At 73.9% G+C, this 19,497-nt stretch carries 19 protein-coding genes; 6 read left to right on the top strand and 13 right to left on the bottom strand.

The genetic code is table 11. The features are described 5' to 3' along the window. Window position 1 precedes the first annotated feature (1 nt). The 5 genes from ACFWI8_RS25015 to ACFWI8_RS24995 form a co-directional block, all read right to left on the bottom strand. Window positions 2–2,323 (bottom strand): hypothetical protein, encoded by a 2,322-nt coding sequence (locus tag ACFWI8_RS25015; protein WP_387095499.1) that lies wholly within the window; start codon window positions 2,321–2,323, stop codon window positions 2–4. Between the two features lie 12 nt (window positions 2,324–2,335). Beyond that, entirely contained in the window at window positions 2,336–2,770 is a 435-nt protein-coding gene (locus tag ACFWI8_RS25010) for a hypothetical protein (protein WP_387095496.1), read from the bottom strand. Between the two features lie 82 nt (window positions 2,771–2,852). Beyond that, on the bottom strand, window positions 2,853–3,152 hold the full coding sequence (locus ACFWI8_RS25005) for a WXG100 family type VII secretion target (protein ID WP_387095493.1): 300 nt from the start codon (window positions 3,150–3,152) through the stop codon (window positions 2,853–2,855). Between the two features lie 18 nt (window positions 3,153–3,170). After that, window positions 3,171–3,446 carry a hypothetical protein gene (locus ACFWI8_RS25000; protein ID WP_387095490.1) on the bottom strand — a complete coding sequence of 92 codons (276 nt, stop codon included), beginning with the start codon at window positions 3,444–3,446 and terminating at the stop codon, window positions 3,171–3,173. A 91-nt stretch (window positions 3,447–3,537) separates the two neighbouring features. After that, on the bottom strand, window positions 3,538–3,945 hold the full coding sequence (locus ACFWI8_RS24995; RefSeq protein WP_387095487.1) for a hypothetical protein: 408 nt from the start codon (window positions 3,943–3,945) through the stop codon (window positions 3,538–3,540). A 202-nt stretch (window positions 3,946–4,147) separates the two neighbouring features. Between ACFWI8_RS24995 and ACFWI8_RS24990 the strand changes: the two genes are divergently transcribed. The 3 genes from ACFWI8_RS24990 (at window position 4,148) to ACFWI8_RS24980 (ending at window position 5,047) form a co-directional block, all read left to right on the top strand. Next, on the top strand, window positions 4,148–4,423 hold the full coding sequence (locus ACFWI8_RS24990; protein ID WP_387095484.1) for a hypothetical protein: 276 nt from the start codon (window positions 4,148–4,150) through the stop codon (window positions 4,421–4,423). A 151-nt stretch (window positions 4,424–4,574) separates the two neighbouring features. Next, a complete protein-coding gene (locus tag ACFWI8_RS24985) occupies window positions 4,575–4,766 on the top strand; it encodes a DUF397 domain-containing protein (RefSeq protein ID WP_387095481.1) in 192 nt (63 codons plus the stop codon). Then, complete coding sequence (locus ACFWI8_RS24980; RefSeq protein ID WP_387095479.1) at window positions 4,766–5,047, top strand: DUF397 domain-containing protein; 282 nt, start codon at window positions 4,766–4,768, stop codon at window positions 5,045–5,047. Before ACFWI8_RS24985 ends, ACFWI8_RS24980 begins: the two co-directional genes overlap by 1 nt. Here ACFWI8_RS24980 and ACFWI8_RS24975 read toward each other — a convergent pair. From ACFWI8_RS24975 to eccB, 3 genes are read right to left on the bottom strand one after another with little or no spacing between them, the layout of a single operon-like run. Then, window positions 5,044–5,754 (bottom strand): class I SAM-dependent methyltransferase, encoded by a 711-nt coding sequence (locus ACFWI8_RS24975; protein ID WP_387095476.1) that lies wholly within the window; start codon window positions 5,752–5,754, stop codon window positions 5,044–5,046. The genes ACFWI8_RS24980 and ACFWI8_RS24975 overlap by 4 nt on opposite strands. A 44-nt stretch (window positions 5,755–5,798) precedes the next feature. Continuing rightward, complete coding sequence (gene mycP, locus ACFWI8_RS24970) at window positions 5,799–6,971, bottom strand: type VII secretion-associated serine protease mycosin (RefSeq protein WP_387095473.1); 1,173 nt, start codon at window positions 6,969–6,971, stop codon at window positions 5,799–5,801. Between the two features lie 2 nt (window positions 6,972–6,973). Continuing rightward, window positions 6,974–8,452 (bottom strand): type VII secretion protein EccB, encoded by a 1,479-nt coding sequence (gene eccB / locus ACFWI8_RS24965; RefSeq protein ID WP_387095470.1) that lies wholly within the window; start codon window positions 8,450–8,452, stop codon window positions 6,974–6,976. A gap of 113 nt (window positions 8,453–8,565) precedes the next feature. Here eccB and eccE point away from each other — a divergent pair, with 113 nt between their 5' ends. From eccE to ACFWI8_RS24950, 3 genes are all read left to right on the top strand, one after another. Next, window positions 8,566–9,873, top strand: coding sequence for a type VII secretion protein EccE (gene eccE / locus ACFWI8_RS24960; RefSeq protein ID WP_387095467.1), 1,308 nt, complete (start codon window positions 8,566–8,568; stop codon window positions 9,871–9,873). Then, window positions 9,873–10,553 (top strand): hypothetical protein, encoded by a 681-nt coding sequence (locus tag ACFWI8_RS24955; protein WP_387095464.1) that lies wholly within the window; start codon window positions 9,873–9,875, stop codon window positions 10,551–10,553. The genes eccE and ACFWI8_RS24955 overlap by 1 nt, the downstream gene beginning before the upstream one ends. 291 nt (window positions 10,554–10,844) lie before the next feature. Continuing rightward, window positions 10,845–13,892, top strand: a complete 3,048-nt coding sequence (locus tag ACFWI8_RS24950) for an SCO5717 family growth-regulating ATPase (protein ID WP_387095461.1) — start codon at window positions 10,845–10,847, stop codon at window positions 13,890–13,892. Window positions 13,893–13,933: 41 nt separating this feature from the next. Here ACFWI8_RS24950 and ACFWI8_RS24945 read toward each other — a convergent pair whose 3' ends face one another. The 5 genes from ACFWI8_RS24945 to ACFWI8_RS24925 all read right to left on the bottom strand — a co-directional run bounded on the left by ACFWI8_RS24945 (window position 13,934) and on the right by ACFWI8_RS24925 (window position 19,457). Beyond that, a complete protein-coding gene (locus tag ACFWI8_RS24945) occupies window positions 13,934–14,875 on the bottom strand; it encodes a bifunctional riboflavin kinase/FAD synthetase (RefSeq protein WP_311601250.1) in 942 nt (313 codons plus the stop codon). A gap of 33 nt (window positions 14,876–14,908) precedes the next feature. After that, window positions 14,909–17,542 (bottom strand): serine protease, encoded by a 2,634-nt coding sequence (locus ACFWI8_RS24940; RefSeq protein ID WP_387095457.1) that lies wholly within the window; start codon window positions 17,540–17,542, stop codon window positions 14,909–14,911. A gap of 144 nt (window positions 17,543–17,686) precedes the next feature. After that, a complete protein-coding gene (gene truB / locus ACFWI8_RS24935; RefSeq protein WP_387095454.1) occupies window positions 17,687–18,589 on the bottom strand; it encodes a tRNA pseudouridine(55) synthase TruB in 903 nt (300 codons plus the stop codon). Window positions 18,590–18,596: 7 nt separating this feature from the next. Then, window positions 18,597–19,088, bottom strand: a complete 492-nt coding sequence (gene rbfA / locus ACFWI8_RS24930; protein ID WP_387095452.1) for a 30S ribosome-binding factor RbfA — start codon at window positions 19,086–19,088, stop codon at window positions 18,597–18,599. Between the two features lie 72 nt (window positions 19,089–19,160). Next, window positions 19,161–19,457: a DUF503 domain-containing protein gene (locus tag ACFWI8_RS24925; protein ID WP_387095449.1), complete on the bottom strand. Its 297-nt coding sequence runs from the start codon at window positions 19,455–19,457 to the stop codon at window positions 19,161–19,163. Window positions 19,458–19,497 lie beyond the last annotated feature (40 nt).

The raw sequence follows: 19,497 nt of genomic DNA, 5'->3' as shown, positions 1-19,497 counted from the left end.
ATCAGCCTTCATTCGGTTGCTCGTCATACTGATTACTCACATCGACCCCGTTCCAGTACTGGTTCTTAACGTCGTCGTGGAGGCTGTTCGCATCCAGGGACGCAGCAGCTCTCTCCTCGTACATCCCGGCAAGGTCGCCCAACTGGATCTCGGTATCCTCGCGGAGGTCTCCGGTCATCATGTCTTGAGCTCCGCGATCGGCCTCCCCGCCTGCCGAACCATCGATCGACTGGCCGAAGAACTCCCCGAGGAAAACACCAGCCGTCGAGGCGGCGATGGGCACCACCACGGCCACAGGGCCTGAACTGCCCGCCACGGCGGCCGCAGCCGCACCGGTGCCGATACCGATGAGAGCATTGCTGCCGGCTTTCCACCAACTCGCCGCTTGCTGCTCGGCTCCCCTCGCAGCCTCGGTGCCCGCCCCATAGTCCGCCTCGATCTGACTGATCCGTGCACCGTCGAGGATTCCACGCACCTCGGCGGCGGTGCGCAAAGAACGCTCTCCTCGCGCGAAGGCTTCTTGATCATCGGGGGGAAAGGCATCGAGATTGCCAAGCGTGTAGACGTGTTGGGCCTGGCTCATGATGCGGTGGGATTCCTCGTGATGTCCCAAAGCGTCCAAGAACTCGATGGCGGCTCGGCGGCTGTTGTCGAGCCGGCCGTCGTAGGGGGAAGCGAAAGCGCTGTCCGATACCTCTGGAGCGCTTTGCCCAGCCATCGAGATCACGTAGTCGATGTCGTCCACGTACGCGGCGGCCATGAGTCCCAGACGACCGGCCATCTCGGGCTGTTCGTCGAGCAGGCGCGGATCGTGGGCGCCGTAGAGTTGGACAACCTGTTCCATCACGGCAGAGGTATGGGTAGAACGCAAATCGGTAACGAGCGCTGTTTCTCCGGCTCCGCCGAGCAAATCAGCTGACGCATGCCCGGTGGTGGCTGCCAGGAGTGCGTTGCCCAGCGACGGATGCGCGGGACGGGGATCAGGGGGTCCTTGGTGCTCCACACTGGTCCACCACTCACGCTCGGTGGCCAGATAGGCGAGGTGGTCGTTGAGGCGGTCACGGTTCTCGCGTACCGAGTCCGCGTCGGTGATGTCCACGCTGGCCGTCGGGTCGAAGTCATTCGGCGGTGCGAAGAACTGCGTGGAGGCGTCAGGGTTGTGGCCGAGGGCGTTGAGGAAGCCGATGACCGGGTCACGGCCAATGTTGCCCGCATCGATGAGGTTGCCCTCGTCGTCGCGTTCGGTAGGGAAGTTGAGCTGGGGGAGGTAGGGGCTATCCCACAGCTGGGAGGCGCGGCGGTCATCTGCGCGCTCGAAGTCGAGAAGCTTGTCGCCGTAGGCGAGCAGGAAGTCGGTGTCGTACTCGCCGGCGTTCATCAGGGCGCTGATGACCTGGAAGCCATAGGGCGCGTCGGGGGCGCCGTTCAGGCGGTTGGGGGCGAGGGTGAGCATCTCGTCCTCCCAGCGTTCCATCGCCGGCGAGTCGGAGCGGGTGGCGGTTCCCAGGACGGTGCCGAGGTTCTCCTGGAAGCTGGCGAGCAGTGCCCACTCTCCCGAATCGGGGGTGGGCCTTCGGTAGTTGGTCAGGTCGGTCCAGAAGGTCAGTGTGCCCGCCGCGCCCAGGCCGGTGGCCACGCGTTCCGCGAAGGCCGGGTCGTTCGCGTACCGGCTGAGCAGGGAGTTGGCGATGCCGATCTCGCCGTCGGTGAGTTCGGCGCCGCGTTCCGCCAGGGTCAGAAACTCCTGTGCGTCTTCGTAGGCGCGTTGTGCCTCGTTCAGGGAGCCGTAGTCGACGGGGGCGAAGCGGAGCGGGTCGGTGCCCATCGCGTCGCGCAGGGCTTGGGCGATGATCGCGTCGTCTTCGGCGACCGCGGCCAGGATGCGTTCGATCTTCGCGGAGATCTCGATGACGGAGTCCTGCCGCTCGCGGCGAGTCCTGTCGTCGAGGCCGTCGTAGTCGGCGGTGACCTCGCCGGATGCGCGGACGTGGACGCCGCGCGTGCGGGCCTCGACCTCGACGACCTCACGCAGGGCGTCCTGCCGGGACTTCAGGCGGCTGTACGCGTCACGGCACAGTTCGCGCAGGGTGCGGGCCTGGGTGAGGGCGGCGTCGAACTGCTCGGCCTGCTCGGTCACATAGGGGAGGGTGACGGAGGCGTTGGCGCCGGCCCAGTTGACCGTTCGCGCGCGCTGGGCCATGGTCGTGGCCTTGCCCACCATTCCCGAGTCGCTCTCGAAGGCGCGGACCTGTCTGTCCCAGTCGTCCACGGCCTCGTTCAGCTTCTCCAGCCGCATCTGCAGCACGTCTTCAAAGCCTGGCACCGCGATCTCCGTCTATACCGCGCCCGTGAGGCGGGGATTCAGCCCCGAACTCGCCTGCTGGACGGCGGCGGCCGTCTCCTGCTCGACCACGGTGTACGTCCGCACCGTGTCCTGGAGGTGCCCGGAGATGCGCAGGCAGGCGTCGCGCAGGGAGTCCGCCTGGGACCGCCACCGAGTGGCCACTTCGATGAGGGCGTCCCCCGTCTCGAAGCCCGGGGTGCGCAGAAAGATCCCCGCCACGTGGGTCTGGTTCTCGGCGGTGTGCCCCAACGCGTCGAGGTCGTTGGCCAGGTCGTCGGCACTGCCCTGGATCTCCGAGAGTTCCGCACCGTGTATCTCGAGGTCGGCGTCCCCGCCGCCTTGGCCGCCCGTACTGTTCAGCCGCGTGTGAGCGGTCTCCTGGCGTGCTCTTGCCTGGATCGCGGCCCACTCCTGTTGAAAGGACATGGTTCCTGCACTCCCTCAACCGCATGGGTGGTGCCGGCGCGAGGCCGGCACCACCCATGTTCGTCAACAGTGTCGGAAGCCCTCAGGGCCTCATCCCCTCGGCCTGGGCGGCACCACGGCGGTCCGCCTCGGCGTAGGCATACGCGGACTCGGACAGCTGGTTACCGGTACGCCCGAGGATCCGGGCCAGGTGTTCCAGTTCTTGGGTGAAGACGGCCATGTTCGCCTGGAACGCCCTCTGGGCCTCACCCTCCCACCCCCCGCCCACGGCGAGGAGTTCGGCGTGCAGGGTCTCGATCTTCTCGAGCAGGGCCCGCTCCTGCTGGTTCAGGCCCTCGGAACCCGTCGTGAGCGACCCGTAGTTCACGCTGAGATTGACCATGATCATTCCCCTCCCTGGTCAGCGGCTGGCGATGCCGTCGTTGAGGCCGGCCGCGGCGGCCCGGACGTCAGCGGCCTGTTGCTGTTCCGCCGCGGTAAAGCCGGCGGCGCTCATCTGGACGAGCTCGCGCAGGTTCTCGAGCGAGCCGGTGAGCCTCCTGAGGACCCCGTCCATCTCGGCGGCGGCCCGGGCGGCCTCGGCCGCCGCCTCGCCCGTCCATCCGGCCTGCGCGTCAGCGCTCGCGCCGCTCACTCGGGAACGGATACCGCCGAGTTCGCTGATCACGTCGCCCATCCTGCTCTCCAGACGACCGACCGGATCCGAGCCGAACGTCAGATTCGGGTTCGACATGCGTCACGTGCCTCTCTTCGTCGATCGCGCCGCGTCACCGCCGGTCGGGGCCGTCGCCCGCCCGGTCGGTCGCGTAGCGCTCTTCCCAACCCGCCATGATCGCGTGCAGCCGTTGCCGCTGCTCCAGTTCGACAGCCTCGTAGCCCCGCTCGGAGAGCAGCGTCACGATGCCGAGGGCTTCCATGGCCTCCTGCCGGATCCGCACGAAGTCCTCCAGCCGAGCCAGCACCGACTCGTAGCGCGCCGGCAGGTCCGACAGGGCCACCACCCCTTCGCCGAAGCTGCCGCGCTCGAGGCGCAGCCGCGCGATGGTGGAGATGGTGATTCCGCTGTCCTGAAGCGCTGCCTCGATCTCACCGAGCCGCCCGGCGAAGCCGCTCAGCGCGCCGTCACCGACGAAGAGGCCCGCCTGCCCCGTCGGCGCACGCGGATCGTCAGTCACCCCGCCCCCCTCCTCAACACCTTGTGCCCCCTTGATCACCGAGGGCCATCATCCTAAACCGGTGACGCCGCGCGCGGGCAACGCGAATACGAACAAGCGTTACAGGGATGATAGTTACCGTACCGTCCGGTCACATCCGTGTCCGTACTCAGATGGTGCTGAGTACCTGCAGCCCAGAGGGCCGAACGCCTATGCTTCTGTCGTGACATCGACACAGCAGGGGCTCACCCCGCGCCAGGCGCGCCGGCTGCGCATGGGGATCGCCGCGGGGGCGATGGTGGCGATGGCGGTCATGCTCGTCGTCCAGCTCGGCGACGGGTCGTCCCTGCGGTCCCTGGGGCTGTACGGCGCCGCGTTCGTCGTTTCCGGGTCGGTCATCGAGATGAGCCGCCGGGGACGGACGCGGTTGGGGATGGCCGTTCTGGTGACCGGCTTCGCGCTGCTGCTCGGGACCGACTGGTGGCTGCGCACGTTCTGAACCGGCTACGCCGAGGGCTGTGACGGGGGCGTCGCGGCCGTCGACGAGGCCAGGGTCCGTGACCGTGCGCTGCGGTACGATCACCTACAGGCCGCTGCCCTCTCCGTCGAGGAGTCGGCGGAGCTGATCGCCCGGGTGACGAAGGAGCGCTATGGCGAAGGCCCTGAGGTGGCGTGAATCCAGCTACAGCGGCGACACCGGCGGCGACTGCGCCGAGATCGCGGCCGATGGGGCCACCGTCGCGGTGCGGGATTCCAAGCGTGCCGAGGTGGCGTGTCCGACCGTGACGGTGTCCGCCTCGCGAGCGTTCGTCGACGCTGTGAACGATGAGGAGTTGCGCTGATGGCCACAACGGAGACGCCGGAGGAGATCGCCGCGCGTAAGGAGCGTGAGCGGGACGAGTTGTACTCGCGGGACATCTCGGGGGTGGAGTGGCTCAGCGCGCCCGACGGGCCGCAGGACGAGAAGGTGGAGATCGCCTACCTGCCGGGCGGCGGCGTCGGCATGCGGAACTCGAAGGATCCGAACACGGTGCTGCGCTTCACCGACGCCGAGTGGGAGGCGTTCGTCCTGGGCGCCCGGGATGGCGAGTTCGACATCGAGGAGCCGGAACAGCCGGCCTAGCGCCGCAGGCACGTGTAGGTGCCGAAGAGGCGTGCCTCGAAGGTGACGTCGACGATCTCGAAGCCGGCGCGGGTGAGCATCGGTTCGAGGAGCCAGCGGTAGGTGCTGTGCTCGGTGCGGATGTGTTCCGCGTAGTCCTCGGGGGTGTAGCCCTCGGCCGGGTCGCGGTCGGCCGCGGCGGCGAACCAGCCGGCGAACACCGCTTCGGCCTCGGCCGGTTCGAAGTCGTAGACGAGATCGCGGAGCCGTAGCACGCCGCCGGGCCGCAGGATGGCGGCGATGCGGTGCAGGGCCATGGTCTTCCAGAAGTCCGGCAGTTGGTGGAGCGCGTGCCTGGTGTGCACGGCGTCGGCCGGTGTGCCCTGGTGGTCGTAGCTGAGGAAGCCGGCCTGGACGCAGTCGAGGGTGGTCAGGCCCGCCTCGGCGGCGCGGGTGCGGATGGTGGCCAGCATGGCCGGGGAGACGTCGGCGGCCACCACCCGGCCGAAGATCCGGGCGGCGGCGAGGGCGAAGCGGCCGGTGCCGGCGCCGAGGTCGACCACGGTCGCGTCCGGACCGACGCCGTGGGCGCGGAGGGCGTCGAGGTCGTCGGTCGGGTCGGGATAGCCCTGCTTGCGGTCGAAGCCGGCGACGAAGGCGGGGTCGAGGTGTTCGGGGCCCGCGTGGGCGAGTTCGTCGAGCGTCCAGGACGGCTGTGGTTGCGGCATGCGCGCGAGCGTGCCACACGGGGGCACGCGCCCGCGCCCGGTTTTCAGGCGCGCCGGCGGCGCCGGTCGCGGCCGACCAGGGCGATTCCCGAGATCACGGCGGTGAGCACGGCGCCGGCCAGCACGGCGTAGGTGCCGAGCCGCTCCGCGCGTTCGGCGTGGGTCTCGCCGAGGACGAGGTCGGGGACCTCGGGCGCCGGTGCGGCGGGCGCGGCTTCGTCGGGCACCGGTTCGGTCGGCGGGTCGGCGGGGCGCTCGGTGAGGGCGCGGACGGGGTCGACCACGCCCCAGCCGACGTGGGGGTCGGGCCCGGGGATGGCGCGTTCCGCGGTCTGCTGGAGGTGGGCGACGACCTGCGGGGCGGTCCAGTCGGGTTCCGCGGCACGCAGCAGGGCGGCGACGCCCGCGACGTAGGGGGCGGCGAAGCTGGTGCCGTTGTCGACGCAATGGCCGCCGAGCGGCACGGTGGAGACCATGTCGACGCCGGGCGCGGCGATGCCGACGAAGTCGCCGGACTGGGAGAAGGGCGCGCGCTCGTTGTTGCGGTCGGAGGCGGCCACGGCCAGCACGCCGTCGTAGGCGGCCGGGAAGGTGTCGCGCTGTTCGCCGTCGGCGCCTTCGTTGCCGGCCGAGGCGATCACGACGATGTCGGCGGCGAGCGCGGCGTCGACGGCTTGGCGCAGGGCGGAGTCCTCGGACAGCGCGGCGTCGGTGTCCTGGGAGATGTTGATGATGTCGGCGCCGGCCTGGACGGCGTGCCGGATGGCGGCGGTGAGGGTGGCCACGTCGCCTTCGCCCTCGGCGTCGCTGGCCCGGATGGGGATGATGGTGGCCCCGGGGGCGAGGCCGACGAAGCCGGTGTCGTCCCGCTCCTGGGCGGCGATGATGCCGGCGACCTTGGTGCCGTGGCCCACCCGGTCCGTGGTCTGGTCGCCTTCCTCGTCGGTGAGGTCGGCGCCGCGCTCGGCCGCGACGACGCCGGCGAGTTGCGGATTGCTGGTGTCGACGCCGCTGTCGATGACGGCCACGCTGACGCCGTCGCCGCGGCTGACGGCCCACAGCTGGTCGAGCCGGACGCGCTGGAGCGACCAGGGGCGCTCCTCGATCGGTTCGGCCGGGAAGACGCACTGGGTGGCGTGGGCGGTCGGGGCGCCGCCGAGCAGGGTGGCGGCGGTCAGCAGGGCGAGCGCGGCGGCGGCGCCGGAGGGTCGGCGCATGGTCATGATCCCTGCGGCCGCTCGGCGCTCGCGATGTCGAGGCGGGGGCCGGTCGGCAGGAACTGCGACCAGTGGGCCGGCACCGGCACCGGGGTCACGTCGCCGTAGCCGAGCTTGATCTGTGCCTGTTCCTCTTCCTCGGTGCCGGTGGCGGTCGTCTGCACGGAGTGGCGCAGGCCGGTGTCGGTGACCAGGAAGACGCCGCCGGCCTCGGCCTGTTCGCCCTGCACCTGGCGGTAGAGGAGCCCGGATCCGGGGGTGACGTAGGCGGTGGCGGCGCCCGAGGCGATGGTGGCCGGGTAGTCGGTGCCCGCCCAGGTGGCGACCTCGGTCGAGCCGTCCTCGGAGTCGACGGAGAGCAGGACGGAACAGACGGTGTCCCGTTCGGGACCGTTGACCTGGCTGATCATGGTGCGGGGCCAGTCGAGGTCGTGGTCGATGCTCTGCTCGGGCGGTGCCGGGGTGAGGGTCGGCGCGCTGACCGAGAACGCGGTGCCGCGCTGGCCGAGCGCCTCGGTGTGGGGACTGTTGAGCATCAGGTGGGCGGTGAACTCGGAGATCGGCACGACCTGTCCTGGCAGCACGAGGTAGTTCTGCCGGCCGCTGCCGGTGGCCGCGGTCAACACCATGCCGACCTGGTCGGCGGCCGGTTCGAGGCCGGGCACGCCGGCCGGGGTGCCGACCGGGGCGCTGAGTTGGGGGAAGGCGATCGGGGAGCCGTCGGCGAGGGTGTCGAGCCACTCCTGGCTGACCGGTTGCGGCGGCCGCTCGTCCGTGAGCAGGCGGAGCAGCACGGCGAGGTTGGTGGGATCGGTCTCGCCGATCCGGTACTTGGTGCCGGTGCTGTCGACGAGGTAGCCCGCGTCGTCCTCGGTGGACCGCACGTACAGCACCTGCCCCTCGGTGAGTCGCAGGGGGCCCTCGACGCGGTCCGCGTCGCGGTCGGCGAGGACGAACACGGCCTGCTGGTATCCGCCTCCGTCGCGCGGCTGTTGGCAGACGGCCCAGCGCTTGGCCTCGGCCGAGTCCTCGGCGGACGGCAGCCGGTCGGGGGCGTAGGGGATGCCGAGGGTGGGGCCGCGGGGGATGGTTCCGCTGTCGAGCTCGGCCTCGTCGACGCTGACGATGTCGACCTCGCCGGGGTCGCCGAGGAGGAGGCGGGCGGAGGAGAGGTTGAGCACCGGGTGGAGTTGGGCACCGCCGCCCTCGGTCTCCAGGACGACGTAACGGGTGGTGGAGTCGCTGCCGATGATGACGTTGCGTCCCGGCTCGTCCCAGCCCTCGGGCACGGCGGGCCGGAAGAGACCCCAGGCGCCGAACCCGGCGAGCACCAGCGCGCCCACCACCATGCCGGGCACGACGGCGCGCAACGGACGCGGGGCGCCCTCCTCGGTGCCGGTCGGGCTGGGTTGGAGGAAGGCCGCGACCGTGCGGCGCTTGGCGAACGTGTAGGCGTTGAGCTCGTCCTTCCGCGACGCCATGATTGAGCGCTCCTCCCCCGAACCGTGAACCGCACCCGTGCGCTTGGTTGTCAGACCGGGGACCTACTATGCCGGGTGACGATCCGATCACGGTGAGGAGGGGGGCGAGGAGCATGGTGACGGCTGCCGCGACGGCGGTGCGATCCGATGCGGACGGTTCGGACGGTTCGGACGCGGTGCGCGCCGAGGGGGTGTCACCGCGTCAGCCGGCCGGCTCGGGCGGGCTGCTCGCGCTCTGGCCGCTGGTGTGCCTCCAGGTGGCCGGCGCCCTGGTGTTGGGGGGCCTCGCCGTGGCCGGTCCCGCGCGCCTGGCGCTGTGGGCGCTGGCGCCGCTGCCCGTGGCGCTGCTGGTGCTGGTGGTGGCGGCCTGGCGCCGTGGGGAGCCGTTGCCGCTCTGGATGGGGTCGGCGCTCGCGCTCAGGCGGCGGAGGCGGCAGGCGGCCGGGCCGCTGCCGGCCGGGGGCGATCCGCTGGTCTCGCTCGCCGCCGAGTGTGTGCCCGGCCTCGTGAGCCACGCGTACGCGGCCCGAGATCGGCGGGAGCTGGGCATGGTGGCGGACGGCGGTTCGCTGACGGCGGTGCTGCGGGTGGAGGCCGTGCTCGCTCCGCTGCAACCCGGCCACGGGGTGCGGCCGTTGCCGCTCTCGTTGCTGCACGACGCGCTGGACACGGATGGGATACGGCTGGCCTCGGTGCAGTCGGTGCAGCACACGCAGCCGGCGCCGGCGCCGCAGCTGCCCGACCGGTCGGTGGCCGGCGCGAGTTACGCCCTGTTGCAGCCGCAGGGGCCCGGTGGCGCGCCGGCGTTGCGGCTGACGTGGGTGGCGCTGCGGTTCGACCCCGAGTTGTGCCCGGCGGCAGTGGCCGAGCGGGGCGGCGGTCTGGTGGGCGCGCAGCGCGCGCTGGCCAGGGCGGTGGAGCAGTTGGCGAGCCGGCTCGCGGGCGCCGGGTTCCGCGCCACGGTGCTGACCGAGGGTGAGTTGCTCTCGGCGGTGGCCGCGTGCACCAGTTCCGACCCGGCGGCCACCACGCAGATCGGGCAGGCCGAGGGGCCGCGCCCGCGCCGCACGGCCGAGGGCGCGCGGGTGTGGCGCTGCGACGACCGCTGGCACACGACGTTCCGGGTGGCCCGCTGGCCCGCGTTGGGGCCAGGCGCGACGCCGCTGCCGGGCCTGGTCGCGCTGCTGACCTCGCTGCCCGCGTTCGCCACCACCTTCTCGTTGACGCTGCGCAGCGCGGGCCGGCGTTCGGTGGCGCTCGGCGGTCACGTCCGGGTGACCGGCAGGAGCGAGGCGGAGCTGCGGGCGGCGAGCCGGCAGTTGGCGAGCGCGGCGCGCGGCTCCGGGCTGCAGCTCGCCCGGATGGACCGGCAGCAGCTGCCAGGGGTGCAGGCCACGTTGCCGCTGGGAGGGATGCGCTGATGGGCCACGGAGGGCATGTGCTGTCCGCCGACGAGTTGGGCGCCCTCGCGCTGCCGGTGGGGGACGACGGCATCATCGTCGGCGCCGACGCCCGGTCCCGCCCCGCAGTGTTGGGGATCCACCATCCCGTGCCGTACGACATGGTGTTGGTGGGCGGCGTGTGGGCGGCGCAGGTCCTGGCGCTGCGCGCGGTGGCCACCGGGGCCCGGGTCGCGGTGGAGACGGCGCGGGCGCCGGTCTGGGCGCGGCTCGCGCAGGCGGCCAACGGCGGGGTCGAGTGCATGACGCTGCACGAGGTCGGCCGGGTCCCGCCGTTGGGCGCCACGCTCGGCAGTCCGGTGCTCGTGGTGCGGGACTGCGGCACGCGGCCGCCGCGCGGCCGGGTGGCCTCGGGCCCCTGGCAGCCGGTGCTGACGCTGCTGCCCTATCTGAGCCCGGCGGCCCCGCCGTTGCTGGAGCGGGCCTCGCTGGTGGGGATCCAGCGGGTGTCGCCCGAGGAGGCGGTCCAGCTCGGCCGTCTCATGGCACTCCCCGCCGTGCAGGCGGAGGCGCTGTCGACCTTCGCGGAGGACGCCGTGCTGTGGTGCACCAGGACGTCGCGGCGGTTGGTGCGGATGGTGCCGACGGACGGCGAGACCGGTCTGCTGGGTAATCCGAGCCGCCTCGATCCCACCGGCTGAGGGCGTTGCGGGAGGCAGTCCGCTGGGCACCATAAGGGGACCATTCCGCCCATTTCATGCAACTGATGGTCGCCTGCCCGACGTTCGCCTTGTGAGGGAACCCGCACCTACTGGGGAGGGGTGGGGGAGTTCCGGCGGTGACGACTAGGGTGATGGTGGGCACGTCAGGTGTGCCGTACAGAATGGCCTGATCCCGTGACGGGGGAACCGCTCGGGAGATCCGGTCCGTCATCCGACGTAGCGGGCCACTACAGATGCGGATCAGAGGCATAACCAGCAGCGGGAGGCGTCGTGAACAGCGATCGGGACAGGGTTCGCACCGCGGAGGAGACCTCCGCCGACGAACGCCCCGATGACGAGCTCCTCGAGGAGGAGTCCGAGACCACGGGGCAGTTCACCATCGACTACACGCCGCCGGCCTGGTATTCCGGCGGCGGCGCGAGCCAGCCCGCGGCTCCGGCCGGCGGCGGCGCGGCCGTGCCGCCCCAGCAGCAACAGCCTCCCGCCGGCCCGCCGGTCGGACCGCCCGCGGCCGCCCAGCAGCCGCAGGCACAGCAGCCCTCCACGCCCGCGCCGCCGGCCTTCCCCGGCCCGCCGCCCGCGCCCGGTGCGCCGGTCGGCCCGCCGCCGGTCCCCGGCGCCCAGCCGCCGGCGTTCCCCGGGCCGCCGCCCGCCTTGGTCACGGGCCCCCCGCCACCACCGCCGGCCCCCACACCCGAGCCCGAGCCCGAGCCCGAGCAGGCGGCCGAGGCCGAGGCCGAGGAGCGGTCGGACGACGTGACCGCGGCCTCCACCATGCTGATCTCGCCGCAGGCCGTGCGGAAGGCCAACGCCGCCTCGGCGCCCGCGCCGGAGCCGGCCGAGCCGGCCGAGCCGGCGGCCGAGGAGTCGTCCGCGGCAGCGGCCACGCCGCCGCCGGCCGGGCCCCCCGCCCCGCCGGCGCTGCCCGGTGGGCTGCCCCCGCTCCCGCCGGACTTCCAGGCCGGCCCGCCGACGCCGCCCGACAAGACGGCACCGGCCACCGACGGCGCCGGCCTCGTGGCCTCCGAGAACACCGCCATCTTCACGCCGCAGCGCGCGGCGCAGCCCGACGAGCCGCCCGTCCAGGTCGAGTTCGCCAAGCCGGCGACGGAGTCCGCGTTGGACGCCGAGGAGGACCCGGAGCTCGAGCAGGGTCCCGAACTGCTCGACGAGGTCACGACGGAGGACGGGCCCCCGCCCGCACAGCCGTCGGCCGCTCCGGCCACTCCAGCCGCTCCCCCCGGGCTGCCCGCGCTGCCCCCGCCCAGCGGTCCCGCGACGGCGGACGCCGCCCCCGGCCTCCCCGCGCTCCCCCGCTGGCCCGAGCCGGCCCAGCCGACGAGCCAGCCGCAGCCGGCGCCGCCGCAGGCGAACAGCGCGCCCGGTGGCTACGGATTCCCACCGGCTGCCAGCGCTCCCCAGCCGGCCCAACCGGCCCAGCCGGCCAACGCCCCCGGCGGCTACGGCTTCCCGCAGCCGCCGGCCGCGGCGCAGCCACCGAGCCCGCCGCAGCCGACCCCGCCTCCGGCGGCCAACGCGCCGAGTGGCTACGGATTCCCGCCGCCGGGCGGCGCCCAACCGCCGGCCCCGCAGTGGCCGGAACCACCCCAGCCGGCGTCCGCCCCGGCACAGCAGTCACTTCCGGGAGCCCCCCAGCCGACCCCGATCCCGGCCCAGCAGCCGCAGGCACAGCCACACGCGCTGCCGCCGGCGCAGCCACAGCCCGAGGCGCCCGGTGGCTACGGGTTCCCGCAGCCGGTGCAGGGGCCGGTGCCGGCCGCCGCGCCCGGGCCGCAGCCCGGTGTGCCGGGCGCCCCCGCCGGCTACGGCTTCCCGCCCCACGGGGGCGGCGGCGCCCAACCGCCGGCCGTACAGTGGCCGCAGCCGGGTCAGCAGCAGCAACCGCCCGCGCCACAGCCCGGGTTCCCGCAGCCCGGCGTGCCCGCGCAGCCGCAGGCCACCAGCGCCACCCCGGCCCCGGTCCCGGCCGCGCCGGGACAGCCGCAGCCGCCGGCACAGCCGCAGGACCCGAGGGCCGGCACCAGTTGGCCCGACCCGCAGCAGTACAACGCCCAGCCGCAGCCGGGCGCGCTCGGGTACACGGCCTCGGTCGAGCTGTCGTCCGACCGGCTGCTGCACGACAAGCGCCGCAACAAGCCGCGTTCGCAGCCGGTCAGCAAGCCCGCCTCGCGCTTCCGGATCGGTGGCCGGGCGGCCGAGGAGGAGCGGCAGCGGAAGCTCGCCGTCATCCGCACCCCGGTGCTCTCCGGCTACCGGATCGCGGTGATCAGCCTCAAGGGCGGCGTGGGCAAGACGACCACCACCACGGCGCTCGGCGCCACCCTGGCAAGTGAGCGCCAGGACAAGGTGATCGCGATCGACGCCAACCCGGACGCCGGCACGCTCGGCCGCCGGGTGCGTCGCGAGACCGGGGCCACCATCCGTGACCTGGTCGGCGCGATCCCCTACCTGAACAGCTACATGGACATCCGCCGGTTCACCTCGCAGGCGCCTTCGGGCCTGGAGATCCTGGCCAACGACGTGGACCCGGCCGTCTCGACCACCTTCAACGACGAGGACTACCGGCGCGTCATCGACGTGCTGGCCAAGCAGTACCCGATCATCCTCACCGACTCGGGCACCGGCCTGCTGTACAGCGCGATGCGCGGCGTGCTCGACCTCGCCCACCAGCTGATCATCGTCTCCACCCCCTCGGTGGACGGGGCGAGCAGCGCCAGCACCACCATGGACTGGCTGTCCGCGCACGGCTACGGCGACCTGGTGCAGCGCAGCATCACCGTGATCTCCGGAGTCCGGGAGACGGGCCGGATGGTCAAGGTCGAGGACATCGTGGCCCACTTCCAGACCCGCTGCCGCGGGGTGATCGTGGCGCCGTTCGACGAGCACCTGGCGGCCGGCGCCGAGGTCGAGTTGGACATGATGCGGCCCAAGACCCGGCAGGCCTACTTCGAGTTGGCCGCGCTGATCGCCGAGGACTTCGTGCGGGTACAGCAGGAGCAGGGCCTGTGGACGCCGGACGGCGGGCTGCCGCCGCAGGTCGCGCCGCCGCTGCCCGGGCAGGGTCAGCAGCCGCCGGCCTACGGCTACCCGCAGCCGGGCCAGCCCGGACACCCGCAGCAGCAGGTGCCCCCGGCCCAACAGCAGCCGCATGCCCCTTACCCCCAGCCACAGCCGGGCCAGCAGCCGCCGCCGCAGCCGGGCCACCCGGGGGCCGGGCAGCAGCCGCAGCAGCCCGGGTTCGGGTACGGCTTCCCGCAGCAGCCGGGGGCCTGGCCGGCCCAGCCCCCCCAGGGCTAGACGCCAGAGCCAGGCGGCCGGCCGGCCCCCGACGGGGCCGGTCAGCCGCCGGCGGTCAACTCACGCGCCCTGCGCCGGTCCTCGTCGATCCGCTCGAGCAGCCCCTCGACGGAGTCGAAGACCTCCTGGCCGCGCAGCCGGGTCAGGAAGTCGATGGCCACCGACTGTCCGTAGAGGTCGAGGTCCGTGCGGTCCAGCGCGTGCGCCTCGACGGTGCGCTCGGTGCCGTTGAACTGCGGGTTGGTGCCGACCGAGATGGCCGCGGGGAACCGCTCCCCGGCGGCCAGCAGCCAGCCCGCGTAGACGCCGTCGGCCGGCACCGCGGAGTGCGGCACCACGTCCAGGTTGGCGGTGTGCACGCCCAACTCCCGGCCGCGCCCGGCCCCGTGCACCACGGTGCCCTCGACCCGGTGCGGGCGGCCGAGCACCTCGCCGGCCGCGGCCACGTCGCCCTCCGCGATCAGCCGCCTCGCCAGCGAGGACGAGAACGGCTCGTCGCCCGGGCCGCCGCGCTCGAACAGGTCGACCACCAGCACCTCGAAGCCGTAGGTCACACCCAGCTCGGCCAGTGTCGCCACGGTGCCGGCGGCGCGGTGCCCGAAGCGGAAGTTGGGCCCCTCGACGACGGCACGCGCGTGCAACTTCTCCACCAGCACCTTCACCACGAACTCGGCGGGCGAGAGCTGGGAGAACTCCTTGGTGAACGGCAGCACGAGCACGGCGTCCACGCCCAGGTCCGCCAGCAGCTCGGCGCGCCGCGGGTGCGGGGCGAGCAGCGGCGGATGGCTGCCCGGCCTGGTGACCTCCTTGGGGTGGGGGTCGAAGGTGACGACGACCGCCGGCACGCCAAGATCCCTGGCGTGGGCCACCGCCCTGCCGATGATCAGCTGGTGCCCGCGGTGAACACCGTCGTACGAGCCGATGGTGACGACGCTGCGTCCCCAGTCGCCGGGGATGTCCGCCATATCACGCCAGCGCTCCACCGTTCATCGCTCCTCGCGCTATCCGCTATGCCGCTATCCATGTGGACCTGCCGCTCCACGGTACCGGGCCCCCTCCCGGCGGGGGACGCCCGCCTTGCCCTGGCCGGCGCCCGACTCCCCGCGGGCCTTCCCGCCCTCGCCCGGCTCGCCGACCGGCGCCGCCTGGACCAGCAGCGCGCAGGCGCTCGGGTGCAGCGCGGCGTCCTCGGGGCGGGCGAGCAGCGCCCTGGCCGCGTAGCGCAGCAGCCCGCGGTCCTGGTCGGTCAGGGCGCGGGGGGAACGCCCGGCGGTGCGCAGACCGTGGTCGACGGCGGCGGCCCTGCGTTCCGGTCGGCCGTCCTGCGCCCAGCGCTCCACCGCGCGGCAGAGCGCGGCCGGCTCGTCATGGGCGAGTTCGGCGAGCAGTTCGTCGGCGCGCGGATGGCCGGCGTCGATCAGGGCCTCGGTGAGCTCGTCCGGGGCCAGGCGGCGGTGGGTGTGCAGCAGGGCTTGCGCGGCCGAGGCCACCGTGACGTCCTCGGGCGGCTCGCCCTCTCCCGCGAAGCGCAGCGGCCGCTCGTCGTCGAACCAGCGGCAGAGCCGGGCGGGCGCCTGCCGTGGCCGGGCGGCCAGGAGCTCGCTCACCGTGCCGAGGTAGCGCGGCCCGTGGGTCCCGCGGTCGGCGGGCAGCAGCCGGCGGAGCAGGTCGATCCTGTCGTCCTCCTCGACGGAGAGAGCGCGCCAGAAGTCGGGTCCGAAGGGTTCGGCCGGGACGGTGCCGGCGCCGACCAGGTCGGCGAGCGCCCGGAGCTCGGCCAGCAGCGGGCGTGCGTCCGGCAGCGCCGGCAGCACCTGCCGGCTCAGCCGGGCCGCCCACCAGCCCCGGTCGGCGGGCTCTTCGGCGGCCGGCAGCGGCAGCAGGCCGCGCAGGGCGGCCGCGCCCCGCCCGCGGCCATGTCGCAGCAGGGCCTGGGTGAGGGCGCCGGCCCGATGCCTCGGCAGTCCGCTGCGTGCCGCGGCCGCGAGCGCGGCGTCCATCGCGAGGTGGCGGCCGTGCAGCCAGTCGGCGAACTCCTCGTCGGCGAACCGGTAGTCGGCGCCGGAAGGACGCAGCAGCCCCTGGTCGAGCACGGCCCTGGCCCAGCCGCCGGGCCAGGGGAAGAGGGCGTCGAAGGCCCGCCTCGGCAGGACGCCGGTCAGGGCCGAGCGCCGCGCCGCCTGGTGGATCCTGGCCGCCGCCCTGGTCGCGGCGTGCCGGTCGGCGGCGCCGCCGGCCAGCGTCTCCGCCAGGCGGAGCGCGACGAGGTCGAGGTGGGCCGAGAAGATCTCGTCCCGGTCGGGGGCGCCGCCGGCGCCGGCGGGCTGGGCGGCGCGGATCCGGGCCAGCATCCGCAGCGACAGCGGGTGTGCCGCCTCGCCGGGGGCGAGGCCGGCCGCGTCGAGGCCGGCGGCCGCCCTGGCCCGGCTGGCGGGGCCGGGGCCGAGGTCGCCGATCGGCAGGTGGGCGGGGAGCGTGCCGGCCGGTGCGCCGTACAGGGTGCCGGGCGGGTGGAGTCGCCCCGCGTGCTCCCAGAACTCGGGGCGGCAGGCCAGCACCAGGCGGGCACCGGCGGCCCGCAGCCAGTCGGCGGTGGCCCGCGTCCAGCCGGGCAGCCGGGCGGCCAGCTCGGCCGGCATCTCCTCCGGGCCGTCGAGCACCACGAGCAGCGGGTGGCCCGCCGCCCGCGCGGTCCTGGCGGCCACGTCCGGATCGGCGCGGGCCAGGGCGCGGCCCACCGCGTCCCGCAGCCCGCTGTCGTCGGGCCACAGCGCGGCGCCGGAGAGCCAGACGGTGGGCGGCCGGCGGGCGGCGTGGGCGGCGAGCAGGGTGGTGCGGCCGGTGCCGGGCGGCCCGACCAGGGCGGCGACGCTGGCGCTCCCCCGGTCGAACGCGACGAGTTCGGCCGCCAGTTCCGGCCGGTCGTGGGCCGTGGCGCGGACGCCGGCGGCGGCCAGCGAGTCGGCGGCCAGGGTCCGCACCCCGGCGAGGTTGAGGGCGGTGCCGTAGCCGGGCACCTCGGTGCCGTTGCGCCGCAGCAGCTCGACGAGCGGCCCCTGGCCCTCGATGGCGGCCGCCGTGTGCAGTGGCACGGCGAAGCCCGGCGGGCGCCCCGGTGCGCGCAGCGCCGTGGTGAGAACGGCCAGCGCCGCTCCCGAGATCGGGTCGACGACGGGGCCCCCGGTGTGGGCGGCGTCGAGCCGGAGCCCGGCGGTGGCGCCCGGTGCCAGGCGCAGCTCCAGGGCCTCCTCGATCCGGTGGTAGCGGTCGGTGGCCGTGTAGACGGCGGGTCCGCCCGGCGCGTGCAGCGTGGCGTCCGCCCAGTCGTGGCCGACCAGCAGCCGGACGGGCCCCGCCCGGTCGGGGGCGATGACCAGCCCGGGCGCGCCGGGCGGTGGCTCCTGGACCCGGATCAGGGCCAGGTCCCAGTGCGGGAGCCCGGTGACGTCCGCGGCCTCGACGACGCGTGCCTCACCGCCCGGCCAGCGCAGGACCAGTCTGGCGAGACCGTCGACGGCCTCGTGGCTGGTGATCAGGGTGCCGTCCAGGTCGGCCGCGAAGCCGAGGCCGCGCGGCCGGCCCGCCAGGTCCCCGACCCGCACCAGGGCCGGCCCGGTCCTGGCCGTGGTCGCCACCGAGCCCATCGTCATCCTCGAACCTCCCCTGCCGCCTGCCCTGACGAGTCAGGGGGAGGTCCTGCCCAGCGGCGGCCCGAAACCCACCGGAAGCCGCGCGCGCCCCTCGGACGCCGCAGTCCCCGGGCCGCTCTTCACCCGATCCGGTGAGCGGAGGGGTCAGCCCTGGGGGGCGAAGACGGCCAGGCTCCGCGCCCGGTCGCCCTCGGCCTCGACCAGCGCCACGAGCCGGTCGTCGGGTCCGAAGACGGCCACCGGCCCGGCCGGCAGCCGCGGCGTCGTGATGCGGGCGCCGTTGCCGAGCAGCCTGGCCTCCCGCTCCGTCACGTCCCAGCGTGGGAAGGCGGCCGCCGCGGCCTCGCCGAGCGGCAGCACGGTCAGCTCGGCGCGCAGCTCGTCGAGGGTGCGGGCGAGGTCCACCTGGTAGGGGCCGACCCGGGTGCGGCGCAGCGCCGTCAGGTGGCCGCCGGTGCCGAGCGAGGCGCCGAGGTCGCGGGCCAGGGCACGGATGTAGGTGCCCGAGGAGCAGACCACGGTGACGTCCAGGTCGGTGACGGTGAGGCCGTCGGGAAGGGTGCGCTCGACCACCCGGTCCACCGTGAAGGTGGAGACGGTCACCGGGCGGGCCGGGATCTCCACGTCCTCGCCGGCCAGGACCCGCCGGTAGGACCGCTTGCCGTCGATCTTGACGGCGCTGACCTTGGCCGGCACCTGCATGATGTCGCCGGTCAGCCGGGCCACGCCGGCGGCGATGTCGGCCGGGTCGAGGCCGGCGGCGCCCCGGCCGGCGGTGATCTCGCCCTCGGCGTCGTCGGTGATGGTGGTCTGGCCGAGCCGGATGGTGCCCCGGTACTCCTTGTCGGTGAGGGCCAGATGGCCGAGCAGCCGGGTGGCCCGGCCGAGGCCGAGCAGCAGCACGCCGGTGGCCATGGGGTCCAGGGTGCCGGCGTGCCCGACGCGCCGGGTGCGGGCGATGCCGCGCAGCACCGCGACGACATCGTGGGAGGTGAAACCGGCGGGCTTGTCGACGATGACGAGCCCGTCGGCCGTGGGTCGGCTCATGTGCTGGTCAGTCCTCGTCCCCGCGCCCCTCGGCGCCCGAGAGCCCCTCCTCGTCCTCCCCGGCGCGCTCCCGGTCCTCGCCGGCGTCGCGGTAGGGGTCGGCGCCGGCCGCGTACTGGGCGCCGGCCGACGAGCGGCGCAGCTCCTCGTCACGCTCCCGCGCCTTGTCGAAGAGGTGGTCGAGGTTGCGCGCGGTCTCGGGCAGCGCGTCGGGCACGAACTCCAGGCTCGGGGTGTGCTTGACGCCGGCCGCCGCTCCGACGGCCGACCGCAGCACGCCTCTGGCGCTGCGCAGCCCCGCGGCCACCTCCTGCCGGTCGGCCTCGTCGCCGTACACCGTGTAGAAGACGGTCGCCTCCCGCAGGTCCCCGGTGACCCTGGTGTCGGTGATGGTCACCCGGCTGCCCAGCCTGGGGTCCTTGATGTCCCGCTGCAGCTTCTGGGCGACCACCTCGCGGATGAGGTCCGCCAGCCTCTTCGCCCGTGCCTTGTCGGCCACTGCTCCGTCTCCTCGCACAGTTCTGGAAATGTCGCGGCTGTCTGCCAGCCTGCTCCGGTAGGGATCGGCCGGCTACTCGTCCTCGCCGCCGTGGATCCGCCGCCGCACGGACAGCAGTTCCACCTCGGGGCGGTCCGCCACCCAGCGCTCGCACTGGTCGAGCACCTCGGTGAGCCGGCCGGTGTCCCCCGAGACCACGGCGAGACCGATGTGGGCCCGCCGGTAGAGGTCCTGGTCGCCCACCTCGGCGACGCTCACGGCGTACCTGCGCCGCAGTTCCGCCACGATCGGTCGCACCACCGAGCGCTTCTCCTTGAGGGAGCGCACGTCGCCGAGCAGCAGGTCGAAGGAGAGTGTCCCGGTATACATGCGGTGATCGTAACGGCGACGGCCGGGGCCGATCGACGGG

This window comes from Streptomyces sp. NPDC127098 (assembly GCF_042722465.1).
Lineage (GTDB): Bacteria > Actinomycetota > Actinomycetes > Streptomycetales > Streptomycetaceae > Streptomyces > Streptomyces millisiae.
This window is presented reverse-complemented; position numbering and strand designations above follow the sequence as displayed.

Coding starts and splice junctions, on each gene's coding strand:
- ACFWI8_RS25010 (WP_387095496.1), bottom strand. CDS start 2,770: ATGTCCTTTCAACAGGAGTGGGCCGCGATCCAGGCAAGAGCACGCCAG.
- ACFWI8_RS25005 (WP_387095493.1), bottom strand. CDS start 3,152: ATGGTCAATCTCAGCGTGAACTACGGGTCGCTCACGACGGGTTCCGAG.
- ACFWI8_RS25000 (WP_387095490.1), bottom strand. CDS start 3,446: ATGGGCGACGTGATCAGCGAACTCGGCGGTATCCGTTCCCGAGTGAGC.
- ACFWI8_RS24985 (WP_387095481.1), top strand. CDS start 4,575: ATGGCGAAGGCCCTGAGGTGGCGTGAATCCAGCTACAGCGGCGACACC.
- ACFWI8_RS24980 (WP_387095479.1), top strand. CDS start 4,766: ATGGCCACAACGGAGACGCCGGAGGAGATCGCCGCGCGTAAGGAGCGT.
- ACFWI8_RS24975 (WP_387095476.1), bottom strand. CDS start 5,754: ATGCCGCAACCACAGCCGTCCTGGACGCTCGACGAACTCGCCCACGCG.
- mycP (WP_387095473.1), bottom strand. CDS start 6,971: ATGCGCCGACCCTCCGGCGCCGCCGCCGCGCTCGCCCTGCTGACCGCC.
- eccB (WP_387095470.1), bottom strand. CDS start 8,452: ATGGCGTCGCGGAAGGACGAGCTCAACGCCTACACGTTCGCCAAGCGC.
- eccE (WP_387095467.1), top strand. CDS start 8,566: ATGGTGACGGCTGCCGCGACGGCGGTGCGATCCGATGCGGACGGTTCG.
- ACFWI8_RS24955 (WP_387095464.1), top strand. CDS start 9,873: ATGGGCCACGGAGGGCATGTGCTGTCCGCCGACGAGTTGGGCGCCCTC.
- ACFWI8_RS24940 (WP_387095457.1), bottom strand. CDS start 17,542: ATGACGATGGGCTCGGTGGCGACCACGGCCAGGACCGGGCCGGCCCTG.
- truB (WP_387095454.1), bottom strand. CDS start 18,589: ATGAGCCGACCCACGGCCGACGGGCTCGTCATCGTCGACAAGCCCGCC.
- ACFWI8_RS24925 (WP_387095449.1), bottom strand. CDS start 19,457: ATGTATACCGGGACACTCTCCTTCGACCTGCTGCTCGGCGACGTGCGC.